We start from the raw sequence: 12,174 nt of genomic DNA, 5'->3' as shown, positions 1-12,174 counted from the left end.
TATGCCAAATGTACAATGGACAGAAATTGTAACAGTTTTCGCTTGGTTTATTGCCATCTATATGGTGATTGTTATTGTTTTTTACTCCGTGATCCTGATTATATCGATGTTACATTTACGGAAGGAATATCAACTTGATAGGGACCGGGCATTTGAGGATTATATGGATGAAATCTATACAAAGCCCGTTTCGATCATAGTGCCTGCATATAATGAAGAGGCTGGCATAATCCAAAGTGTCCGCTCTTTATTAAGTGTTAATTATCCAATATTTGAAGTGATTGTCATAAATGACGGTTCTACCGATGGGACATTGCAAAAAATGATTAAACATTATGGTTTAAATGAAATTCAAAGAGTCGTTCGAAAACAAGTGGAAACAAAACCAATAAAAAAAATTTATCAATCCTCCATTCTTTCCAATCTTTTTCTAATTGACAAGGAAAACGGTGGAAAAGCGGATGCCCTTAATGTCGGCCTTAATTTTTCTCATTACCCCTATTTTTGCTCTATAGACGGAGACTCAGTGCTTGAACAAGATGCCTTCTTAAAAGTAATGAAACCAATTATTGATTCGAATGAAGAAGTTATTGCTTCCGGCGGGAGTATTCGAATCGCGAATGGCTGCCAAATTCAAAAAGGTCATATTTTAAAGATAGGCTTATCTGATAAACCTTTGGTGGTTATGCAAATCATCGAATATTTACGTGCTTTTTTGATGGGGAGAATTGGGTTAAGCAGGCATAATCTTCTTTTAATCATCTCGGGTGCGTTCGGGGTCTTTTCCAAACATTGGGTGATTACTGCGGGAGGCTATAAAACCGATACAGTCGGAGAGGATATGGAATTAGTTGTACGAATCCACCGAATTTTAAAAGAGAGAGGTCAAAAGAAGAGGATTGTTTATGTTCCTGACCCGGTTTGCTGGACAGAAGTGCCTGAGGACATCAAATTCTTAAGGAGACAAAGACGCCGCTGGCAAAGAGGTCTCTTTGAAAGCTTATGGACCCATCGAAAAATAACCTTTAATCCTAAATACGGTACTATTGGCCTTGTGTCATTTCCATATTTTTGGATTGTGGAGTTTTTTGGACCAATAATTGAATTTTCAGGCTATGTCTTTATGATTCTTTGTTTGTTTCTGGGTGGAATGTATGTGGAGTTTTCAATTTTACTGTTCCTGCTTTCTTGTTTATATGGCTCACTTTTTTCCATGGCTGCCGTTTTATTAGAAGAATGGAGCTTAACAAAATACCCAAAGATATCAGATATCATAAAGCTTTTCTTATATTCCTTAACAGAAACGATATGGTACAGGCCAATGACTGTTTTTTGGAGATGTGAAGGAGTATGGCAGATGCTCAAAGGTGACAAAAGCTGGGGAGAAATGAAAAGAAAAGGTGTTTCAAAATGAAAAAACAATCCGACTTATTCGTTTATGCCATCCTTTTTTTCATTGTATTGACAAGCCCCTATTGGCTTTGGCAAATTCAACCTTCAAAAAAGCTGAATATTTTAATTATGGATAAAACGGTTCCGGACCGGTCCTTTCGCGAGCATAAAGGGCTGGTTTGGATCATCAACAATTCAAAATATGTTAAATCCAACGGACAGCGGTACTCCATTAATAAAGACTATAAAGGTTTTGAACCGGAAAAAGACCGACAATATAAAATTGCTCCTTTACCAAAAGACCTCACTCCTTACGATGTTTTTTATTTAACCGACCAATATGGAGTTTACAAACAAGATTTCACCGGACAAAACCTTTTAGGTGATAGATCAGCAAAAATCTATGGTGGATTAACATCCCGTGAAGTAGACAAACTGGAAAAGACACTTATTACTTCGAAAAGGAAGACCATAATTGCAGAATTTAATACTTTCGCCAGCCCTACTTCTGTTCATACTCAGGATAAAATCTCTAATTTATTGAATCTTAATTGGTCAGGCTGGATAGGAAGATATTTTCCTGATTTAAATAGTCCTGAAGTACCTCGATGGTTAAAGCACCAATATCAAAAACAAAATCAAATATGGAACTTTACAGGAAATGGATTCGTATTTGTTAGTAAAAATAATTATGTTGTTGTAATAGGCCGGAAGGATTTAACTGACAATGGAGCATTATTTAATCTAACAAAGAATGGGAAAAAATATTTTAATGGAGATTTTCAAGGGAAGTATCAATACTGGTTCGATATTATCAATGCAAGAAACGACAAAGAAATTCTTGCTTCTTATACGCTTCCGATTTCAATTACGGCTAAGAAAAAACTTGAGGGATTGGGAATTCCGGCAAGTTTTCCAGCAGTTATTTATCATCAGAATACGAAATATTCCTCCTACTATTTTGCGGGTGATTATGCGGATGAATCGGAAGTCCCTGAAATTTATCAAACTAAAGGGATTGAGTTATGGAAAAGGCATTTCGGAGCAAATGATTCCTTTTACTGGAAAGTGTATGTACCAATGATGAAAGAATTATTGAAAAATGGATTGAATCATGTCAATAAACAAGAACAAGTGGAGTTGATTGACCAAAATGGAATAAAAACAAATAGCCGAACAGGAGATGCTTTTATTCAAATACAAAAAGCGGGGAAATGGGAGAACTTTTTTATTAAGGGAGTTAACATGGGGATTGGAAAGCCTGGTTATTTTCCCGGTGAGACCGCGATAACAAAAGAAGAATACTTGAGGTGGTTTAAGGAAATCGGCGATATGAATGCAAATGCCATCCGGATTTATACTATACATCCGCCACAGTTTTATGAAGCTTTTTATGAATATAATCAAATGGCCAAAAAGCCTTTATATCTTTTTCATGGAACCTGGGTGAATGAGGAGAATCTTATTCGGACCCAAAACGCTTTTGCGATAATAAATACGGTGGATGCAAAAACAGAAATCAAATATATGCTTGATATTATTCATGGCAGGGCGAATCTTCCTCCTCGACCCGGACATGCCTCAGGGGTCTATAAGTATGATATAGCTAGGTATGTACTTGGGATAATTGTTGGAACAGAATGGGATCCTGAAATGGTAACCAATACAAATGGTAAAAATGATAATGTCCATCAATATGAAGGAAAGTATTTCAAAACATTCGGGGCATCTCCATTTGAAGTATGGCTTGCCGGTTTAATGGATTTTGCAGCCGATTATGAAACCCAAAAATACCAATGGCAGCATTCAATGAGTTTTACTAATTGGGTGACAACGGATCTGTTAAAACATTCATCAGAACCACTAAAAGATGAAGATACCGTTTCAGTTGATCCGAATCACATTAAAGCAGCTGAACGTTTTTCTGCAGGATTAATTGCATCCTATCATATTTATCCTTATTACCCTGATTTCTTAAACTACGAAAAATCATATGTTAACTATGTGGATAAAAACGGGAAAAAAAATAACTATGCCGGCTATTTGCATGACCTGCGTGCCGCCCATCATATGCCCGTACTGGTTGCGGAATTTGGAGTACCGGCATCAAGGGGATTAACTCATAAAAATGTTTACGGAATGAACCAAGGTTTTCATTCGGAAGAGGAACAGGGCAAGATTGATAAACAATTATTTCAATCGATTGTTTCAGAAGGTTATGCAGGAGGAATTGTATTTACTTGGCAGGACGAGTGGTTTAAACGTACTTGGAACACGATGGATTTAGATGATCCAAACCGCAGACCGTATTGGGATAATCAGCAAACAAATGAACAGCACTTTGGATTACTGTCATTTGAACCAGGGAAAAAGGAAACCTCGGTCATCGTTGATGGTGGTACTGAAGACTGGGATTTAGCCGGGATTAAGAATATTTATCAATCAAAAAATACAAAAAATCCATTAAAAGAGGTCCGTGTAACCTCCGATAGCGGATATTTGTACTATCTTCTCTCATATAATCAGCCGATTGATTTTAATAATCAGGCAACCTATTTACTTCTCGATACGATTAACAATCAAGGACAGACACATATAAAAATGTCGAATAAAGCTAATCTACAAACAGACCTGGGTATTGATTTTTTAGTCATGCTTACGGGACCTAAAGATTCAAAGATCCTCGTAGATAGTTATTATGATACCTTCTATTACCTATATGCAAACCTCCTTCATTTGATTAAGGCACAGCCAAATGTAAACAAGAAGAATAACGGTGTATTTAATCCAATCCGACTGGCATTGAACAAAGAATTAACTATACCATCAACTAAGGAAACCATTCCTTTTCAAGGTTATGAAACAGGAGAGTTAAAGTTTGGTGATGGGAATCCATTTCATAATAACTTTGACTCTTTAACCGATGTAAGTGTTAGTGACGACAAAAAGGTCATTGAAGGACGTATACCTTGGCAGCTCTTAAATATAAAAGACCCGAGCTTAAAAGAAGCGATGGGAGATGTGTGGATCGGCGGATTGACCGGAAATGTGAAAACTGCAGGAATTAGGATTTCAGTTGCCGCAACAAATAAGGGTAATATAGAACAGACATTCCCGGAAAATACAAATGGGCTGTTACAGCAGCGCAATGTATTTTTATATACATGGGATGAATGGGATGAGCCTGACTATTACGAACGATTGAAAAAATCCTATGACATTATGAAGGAGACCTATCAAGCTGAAATTAATGGTGGTAAATGAAAAGAACCCACAGATTCTGTCGGTTCTTTCTTTTTTAGATTGATGCATCATTAGAAGTCACCTAAAGCTTATCCTGTAACCATTAAAATCTTATCTTAAGCAGTTTGAAAAATAAAACATTTTATGGTAAAAATGTTACAATTTATCCTGTTTTTCTAATGGGTTTCTGCTCTCCCAGTCACTGTAACAGTGGTCATTAGACCGACACATAAGATAGTAAGAAATGAATAAAAGAATTTTTCTAATCCAACTACTTGAATTCCACTTGTAATTACAAGGCCGTCAATCAAAAAAATAATGATTCCGATATTAACGGAAGTAAATTTAGTTAAAAGCTGTGCCAGCAAGTCTGTTCCGCCTGTACTTGTTTCATAACGAAGCATAAGTCCTATCCCAACTCCTACAAGTAAGCCGCCTACAACAGTACTTGGTAATATCCCAAGATGAATTCTCCCGTTAATAAATGAAAATAGGTCAATGCAAAATGAAGAAATAATCAGTCCATGAAGGCTATAAAAAAAATAACGTCTCTCAAAAAACCAAGCTAATACATAAAGAGGGAGGCTTAAAATAATGATACATAAGCCTGTGGGCCAGCCGTAAAAGTAATGAATAATTAATCCTAAGCCGATAACTCCGCCGTCAAGCAGGTGATATGGGATTAAAAAGCCATTAACTCCAAGGCTTAACAATAGGCTTCCAATAAGAATAGCTACTATTTTTTGTTTCAAATTTATTCACCCCGAAACTTGTCCCTTTACATAAAAAATATGAAAGAGGATTTCGTTTAGAAGTACAAACATAAAAAAGAAGATGAAACAAAAGTTCCATCCTCTTTTTTATGTTTATTTATTTAATTTAAAAAACTAAATTTAGAATGAAATAACAGATACCGGCTATTAGAGCAGAAATAGGGAGTGTAATAACCCATGTAATCAGCATGCGTTGAGCAGTGTCCCATTTAACTCCTTTAAGACGATGGGCAGAACCAACACCTAAAATGCCTGAAGATATAACATGTGTTGTACTTACAGGTAAATGGATGTAGGTAGCACCAAAAATGATTGCTGCCCCGGTTATGTCAGCAGCAACCCCGTTAATCGGGCGGATTTTCATGATTTTTCCGCCAACCGTTTTAATAATTTTCCATCCGCCTATTGAGGTACCCAGTCCCATAGCAATCGCACAGGAAGCCTGTACCCAGAGAGGGATTTCTGCATTGGCAGGAAGGATTTTATTGGCAATAAGAGCCATTGTAATAATCCCCATTGACTTCTGGGCATCGTTGGTACCATGTGAATAGGATTGCAATGCTGCTGTTGCGATTTGAATGAAACGGAAGTTTCGGTTGGTTTTTGTTAGATTAAAATTACGAAAGACGACTTTAAAAATGCTGTAAACGATAAATCCAACCACAAAAGCTAATATTGGAGACAGTATAAGTGCTTCAAGAATCTTTAAAAAACCACCATAATTGAGGATATGAAAACCTTCAGCGGCTATAGCTGCTCCTGCAATAGAACCAATAATCGCATGGGACGAGCTGCTTGGAATTCCAAAATACCAGGTGATCAAGTTCCAGGCGATTGCTGAAATTAATGCTGCAAGAATGACAACCGATCCATTATGAAGTGTAAAAGGATCGACAATATCCTTTGAAATCGTTTTGGCAACCCCCGTAAACGTCATTGCTCCAACAAAGTTCATCACTGCAGCTAATAATATTGCCTGGCGGGGCTTTAATGCCTTAGTAGATACTGAAGTAGCGATTGCATTTGCTGTATCGTGGAAACCATTAATAAAGTCAAATGCAAGGGCACCAATTACAATTAAAATCGTTAATAATAAAATAACGCTCATGTTTTTGCTCCTTATGCATTTTTCATGATAATAGTTTCAAGAGTGTTGGCAACCGTCTGGCAGCTGTCAGCAATGTCCTCAAGCGTTTCGTAAATTTCCTTATATTGAATTATACGAATAGGATCTTTTTCAACCGTAAATAAATGTTTAATTGATTGTCTTAAGATATTATCGCATTTTGATTCAAAATCTTTTATTTTTATAGCATGTTCTCTTATTTGAAGTAACTTTTTATTAGAAAGCAGTTCAACTGCTTTATCAATTTCATGAACACTTCCTTGAATGGCTTCAACAAACTTTAGCATAAAATCATCTGCTTGTGTCATGGAATACATTTCGAATAACGCTGCACATCCTTCAAGACCGTCAAGTACATCATCCATGCTCATAGCAAGGTGGAGAATGTCTTCACGTTCAATTGGAGTGATAAAGGCATCATTTAATTCTTTGATCACTTCATGAACAAAAGAGTCTCCCTTTGATTCATACTCCTTCATTTTTTCCGAGAATATTTTTAAATCACTTACGTTTTTTAATTTGTATTCTGTAAAATAATTGACACTTTCTTTTGAGTTAGCAGAAATTTTGCTTAATAATACAGAAAATTTGTCATTTTTTTTCAACGCCATCTGTTTGACCCCCAATTTTTCGTTAAAAAATTATACTTTAACCAATTTATTAGTTTATATGAAAAATGTCGAAAAATGAATGATACGATGTCTAACTTTACAAAAACTTTACATTAGAATTTTCTGAATATTATTTTCGAACTAAAGCAAATAGTTATTTTTTACTCTTACCTAAAATTCTGTAGTTATGTATTTCTTATATGAGAAAGATTTTTTTAAGTGATTATTTAAAATAAATTTGGGTACTTTAAAGGTACAGGTAGTATTGAAATAGCATGCTAATTAATAAAGGGATGTTTTATTTCAACTGCTTGAAGAAATAGCATCAAAGCTTGTGAATAATGAATACCAAAAAGGAGTGTTCTTAATGAGCTTTATTTGGTCATTAATTGTAGGAGGAATTATCGGCTGGTTAGCAGGTCTGATTGTTGGACGAAATATTCCAGGTGGTATTATTGGTAATATAATTGCCGGATTTGTAGGAGCATGGCTGGGTTCATTAATTTTAGGTAATTGGGGACCGCATGTTTCAAACTTTGCGATTATTCCAGCAATTATAGGTGCCGTTGTTCTTGTCTTCCTGCTAAGTTTAATAATGAGAGGGTTTAGAAAAGCGGATAGATAAAAAAGAAATCGCCTTCTGTTTTCGGAGGCGATTTCTTTTTTTTATTTAGGCTGTGTTAAAGGCCATTGTTGATTTTGAAACTATGTTGATTGGAGCGGAAGGCGCGAGACTCCTGCGGGAGACGGGGCAGGGGAGACCCCACAGGTGATTTAAGCGACGAGGAGGCTTCCCGGGACCGCCCGCCGAAGAGCATGAGCGCAAATCAACAGGGCAAGTTTAACACAGTCTTTATTTAAACGGAATAAATATCCACGTCTTTAAAAATTGGCGGTTTGTCTATAAACGGAGCATGACAAACAATAGTTTCCTTTGTAAACGGATGCGGAAATTCGAGTTTAGCAGCATGCAGTGCCTGTCGTTTAACGATCGGCTTTCCACCATATAAAATATCCCCAACCAAAGGGTGACCTAAATGACTTAAATGGACGCGAATTTGATGTGTTCTGCCTGTATCGAGCCAACATTTTACATAGGATAACTGTTTCTTCTTTTCCTCATTAATTACCTGAAAATGTGTTATTGCTTCCTGACCCGAAGGTGAAACCCGTCTTTTCGTGGGATGATGCCGATCACGGCCAATGGATTCGCGAATAGTTCCCTTTTTTTGTTTAAACAGCCCATGAACCATTGCAAGGTATGTTCTTTTAATTTCACGCTTTTCCAGCATCCTATCCAAAATAGCCCCTGCTAATGCATGTTTGGCAAAAAGAATAGCTCCTGTCGTATCTCTGTCTAAACGATGGATTTGACGAATGTTCCTAAATTCGCCTTTGGACTGTAAATAGAAGACTGCAGCATTAACAAGTGTTTCATTATCAAGATTTGGGTCATTAGGATGAGTATTCATAAACGGCGGCTTATTAAAGATAATGACATGGTCATCTTCATAAAGAATAGGAACATCGAGAAAGTGGGGAGGAACAGTTATTTCTTCCTCTTCAAATAACTTAATTTGTATCCTTGTTTCAGAGGAAAGAGGCTGAATCCAATTGGCACGGCTTCCATTCACCAATACCTTGTCCTCCATTCGAAAAAAATGCGTTAATTTTTTAGGTGAATCCCATTCATTTCGAAAGATTTCTTCTATTGTAATCCCTTCCCATTCCTTTGGGAGAATGAATTCAAGCCAATTGCCCTTCCGTATCATTTTCAGCATATCTATCTCCTTCAATTTCGAATTAAAAATTTTTTACTTGACAATCGTGGTTATAATTACCACCGATTATTTGCTCCTAACTATGTTATTCTTATGTTATATAATACGACAGATAAATGTAATGGCAAAGGTGGGTTACAAAGTGAAAATTGTTTTTGCCTCGACACCAAGTCAAGAAGAAGAAATCAATGGACTTGTGAGGTATATTTATACAAATGTTTTTCCACTCTACTTTACGGATGATGAAATTAGTGAATTTGAGGAACTTAAAGTATTGCACACTACCGTTAAGCATTTCGAAGATTTCAGCACATTAAAAGATGCCTTTCAGGTAATGGCCAGTATGCAAACACTGATTTCTATTCTCGAATCCACAACACTTTATGATCATTATTCATCCCTATTTGATAAGAATGTGTCTAACCTGCAAGAATTCGGTTTATTTTTTCCGTTTGAATTTGATCAGTTCGTTGAAGCAAAAAGTATGAAAAACAGTATGTTTAGTATGTATACAAAAGCGGCCAATGAGCTGCTAATATAGTTTGTTGTAAAAGTAAAAAAGCAGGCTTTAAGGGGCTGTTGACAAAATAGATTGTCAACAGCCCCATTTGCCGGCTTTTTTATTTCTCCCTTGTACTCTTACTGAAGGATAATTAAAATAAAGAATGTGTATATAAACTTGTTGCGAATTTCTAAATCTCTTCATTTGACAATAATAATCGAAATTTGTCGGATGAAATTAAGTGATTTTTAAAGGAGTAATACTCATGAACTTCGAACAATTAAAGTGAAAACATCTTAGGAGGGAATCTAATGGATTGGAAAACGAAAGCAAACAGATGGATGGAATTTGAGGGGTTAAATAATGAGTTAAAAAATCAATTAAATGAAATAAAAAAGGATGAAAAGCAGCTTGAAGAAGCATTTTATAAAAATTTAGAATTTGGAACAGGCGGTATGAGAGGAGAAATTGGCGTCGGTACAAATCGAATGAATCTCTATACTGTTCGTAAAGCATCTGCCGGTTTAGCAGCATACATAGAAGAACAAGGTGTTGAAGCAAAACAGCGCGGGGTTGTGATTGCATTTGATTCACGTCACAAATCTCCGGAGTTCGCTATGGAGGCAGCAAAGACGCTTGCAACAAAAGGAATCCAAACATATGTATTTGATGAATTAAGACCAACACCTGAATTATCCTTTGCGCTACGGTACTTAAATGCTTTTTCCGGAATTGTCGTTACAGCCAGTCATAATCCCCCGGAATATAACGGGTATAAAGTTTATGGCTCAGATGGGGGACAGCTTCCACCGGATAGTGCGGATATCGTCATTGCCAAGGTTAACGAGATTGAAAATGAATTATTAATCGAAGTGGCTAGTGAAGAGAGCCTTAAAGCTGCAGGTTTAATCAAAACTATAGGATCGGAAATAGACACAGCGTATACCGAGAAATTAAAGACTATTTCTGAGAATCCGTCTCTTTTTGAGGAAACCGATATTAAAGTAGTATTTACACCGCTGCACGGTACAGCTAATAAACCTGTCCGTAATGCTCTTGCAGCACTTGGATTTAAGAATATTACTGTAGTAAAAGAACAGGAGCTGCCTGACCCGGAATTTTCGACAGTTAAAAGTCCGAACCCGGAAGAACATGCTGCTTTTGAATTGGCAATCCGTGATGGGAAAAAGGTTGGCGCGGATCTGCTCATTGCTACCGACCCGGATGCAGACCGTTTAGGGATAGCAGTACTTAATAATGAAGGAGAATATGTTGTTCTTACCGGTAACCAAACGGGTGCGTTATTACTTGATTATCTGCTTACACAGAAAAAGGAAAAAGGTAATCTGCCACAAAATGGCGTTGTTTTAAAAACCATCGTTACATCAGAAATTGGAAGAACAATCGCCCAAGCTTATCAATTAGATACAGTTGATGTATTAACAGGATTTAAATTTATTGCTGAAAAAATTAATGAGTACGAAGCAACAGGTGAACATACTTATTTATTTGGCTATGAAGAAAGCTATGGCTATTTAATCGGCGATTTTGCACGAGATAAGGATGCCATTCAAGCGGTTGTATTGGCGACAGAAGTCTGTGCTTTTTATAAAAAACAAGGCGTGTCACTATATGAAGGAATGATGCAAGTTTTTGAAAAGTACGGCTATTACCAAGAAGGTCTCCGCTCATTGACCTTAAAAGGTAAGGAAGGAGCAGAAATGATTCAACGTATTTTAGCTTCTTTCCGGTCAGAACCATTAACAAAACTTGGTGCGTTGCCAACTGCAACATCTGAAGATTATTTAACGGGTATCCGTGTAACGAAAAATGGAGAAGAAAAAATCGATTTACCAAAGTCCAATGTGTTAAAATACACTTTTGAGGATGGTTCATGGGTATGTCTTAGACCATCAGGTACTGAACCTAAAGTGAAATTCTACTTTGGTGTGAATAGTGATAGTCTTGATGCGAGCAGAAAAAAATTACAAACCATTGAAAAAGACTTTATGGATGTAGTTGATCAAAAAATAAAAATGGTTGAAAATGTTTAATTCTTAGATCCTGTTAGTTAGTTTTTATCGTAATTATTAAAAACTCCTGAGGCTGTCCCTCAGGAGTTTTTTTAGTTTTTAGTCTCCTAATGAGTATTCGAATACTAATAGCAGATGATCTTCATGTTGTGAGAAGGGGGGTAATGTTTTTTTAAAACCCAGGAAAATATTAAAATAATCGGGGAAGCAAGAAATGGCAAAGAACTGCTTAAAAATGGTAAACACGGCTACCGAAAAAGGAAGCCGTGTTTTTGGTGGAATTCTTTGGCCCGGTTGTAAAATTTTTCTCATCAATATTTTGTTTTTTTCAGGAAAGACTATACATCGGAATCTCATTTGTATCTGCTTCAAGTATTTCATTTGCATGGTCGATGTAACGTAGTAAAGTATACAGTGTATTTTCAATAACAGTGTAGTCATGTTCAAAATGGTAAGCATGCAGGAATTGCTCTATCCTTTTTGATAAAAATTGATCCTTCGTTCGTACCATTAATATCAACAAATTATCCCACTCGGATCGATGTGTATAATACAGCGCTCGATCGTAATCCAATTTATTCATTTGTTTATCTCCTCCTTATTAGGAGTTGAATTTATTTTATGATTTTCTGCGGAGAACTTTCGCAGAAAATGTTGGACACCCCTATTTTACGCTATTTCCAACTTTCACCTGTATAAAAACTTTTCTTTTT

10 protein-coding genes and 1 pseudogene are annotated in these 12,174 nt (G+C 36.4%); 6 read left to right on the top strand and 5 right to left on the bottom strand.

All coding sequences use genetic code 11. The features are described from left to right. Position 1: 1 nt before the first annotated feature. Both AC3ANV_RS22695 and AC3ANV_RS22690 read left to right on the top strand, forming a co-directional pair. Positions 2 to 1,414, top strand: coding sequence for a glycosyltransferase family 2 protein (locus AC3ANV_RS22695; protein ID WP_488310915.1), 1,413 nt, complete (start codon positions 2 to 4; stop codon positions 1,412 to 1,414). Continuing rightward, a complete protein-coding gene (locus AC3ANV_RS22690) occupies positions 1,411 to 4,656 on the top strand; it encodes a hypothetical protein (protein WP_488310914.1) in 3,246 nt (1,081 codons plus the stop codon). Before AC3ANV_RS22695 ends, AC3ANV_RS22690 begins: the two co-directional genes overlap by 4 nt. 155 nt (positions 4,657 to 4,811) lie before the next feature. Here the strand turns inward: AC3ANV_RS22690 and AC3ANV_RS22685 are convergent, their stop codons facing one another. The 3 genes from AC3ANV_RS22685 to AC3ANV_RS22675 all read right to left on the bottom strand — a co-directional run bounded on the left by AC3ANV_RS22685 (position 4,812) and on the right by AC3ANV_RS22675 (position 7,145). Further along, a complete protein-coding gene (locus AC3ANV_RS22685; RefSeq protein WP_488310913.1) occupies positions 4,812 to 5,387 on the bottom strand; it encodes a YitT family protein in 576 nt (191 codons plus the stop codon). Positions 5,388 to 5,514: 127 nt separating this feature from the next. After that, the gene (locus AC3ANV_RS22680) at positions 5,515 to 6,516 is read right to left on the bottom strand and encodes an inorganic phosphate transporter (protein WP_488310912.1); all 1,002 of its coding nucleotides are present in this window, start codon (positions 6,514 to 6,516) and stop codon (positions 5,515 to 5,517) included. An 11-nt stretch (positions 6,517 to 6,527) separates the two neighbouring features. Beyond that, positions 6,528 to 7,145, bottom strand: coding sequence for a DUF47 domain-containing protein (locus tag AC3ANV_RS22675; protein WP_488310911.1), 618 nt, complete (start codon positions 7,143 to 7,145; stop codon positions 6,528 to 6,530). 367 nt (positions 7,146 to 7,512) lie between these two features. On the opposite strand from AC3ANV_RS22675, the gene AC3ANV_RS22670 reads away from it, so the two are divergent. Further along, positions 7,513 to 7,770, top strand: a complete 258-nt coding sequence (locus tag AC3ANV_RS22670) for a GlsB/YeaQ/YmgE family stress response membrane protein (protein WP_488310910.1) — start codon at positions 7,513 to 7,515, stop codon at positions 7,768 to 7,770. A 232-nt stretch (positions 7,771 to 8,002) separates the two neighbouring features. Here the strand turns inward: AC3ANV_RS22670 and AC3ANV_RS22665 are convergent, their stop codons facing one another. Beyond that, positions 8,003 to 8,926 carry an RluA family pseudouridine synthase gene (locus AC3ANV_RS22665; protein ID WP_488310909.1) on the bottom strand — a complete coding sequence of 308 codons (924 nt, stop codon included), beginning with the start codon at positions 8,924 to 8,926 and terminating at the stop codon, positions 8,003 to 8,005. A 142-nt stretch (positions 8,927 to 9,068) separates the two neighbouring features. On the opposite strand from AC3ANV_RS22665, the gene AC3ANV_RS22660 reads away from it, so the two are divergent. The 3 genes and pseudogenes from AC3ANV_RS22660 to AC3ANV_RS22650 all read left to right on the top strand — a co-directional run. Next, complete coding sequence (locus tag AC3ANV_RS22660) at positions 9,069 to 9,467, top strand: YhcU family protein (RefSeq protein ID WP_488310908.1); 399 nt, start codon at positions 9,069 to 9,071, stop codon at positions 9,465 to 9,467. A 272-nt stretch (positions 9,468 to 9,739) separates the two neighbouring features. Next, positions 9,740 to 11,482: a phospho-sugar mutase gene (locus tag AC3ANV_RS22655; RefSeq protein ID WP_488310907.1), complete on the top strand. Its 1,743-nt coding sequence runs from the start codon at positions 9,740 to 9,742 to the stop codon at positions 11,480 to 11,482. Positions 11,483 to 11,571: 89 nt separating this feature from the next. Continuing rightward, positions 11,572 to 11,695 (top strand): annotated as a pseudogene (locus AC3ANV_RS22650) (DNA-binding response regulator); the annotation flags it as partial. A gap of 94 nt (positions 11,696 to 11,789) precedes the next feature. Here AC3ANV_RS22650 and AC3ANV_RS22645 read toward each other — a convergent pair. Further along, a complete protein-coding gene (locus AC3ANV_RS22645) occupies positions 11,790 to 12,044 on the bottom strand; it encodes a YhdB family protein (RefSeq protein WP_488310906.1) in 255 nt (84 codons plus the stop codon). Between the last annotated feature and the right edge of the window lie 130 nt (positions 12,045 to 12,174).

The organism is Neobacillus sp. DFD-2R, assembly GCF_057747865.1.
The sequence above is the reverse complement of the archived record's forward strand: the minus strand, read 5'-3'. Positions and strand labels throughout refer to the sequence as shown.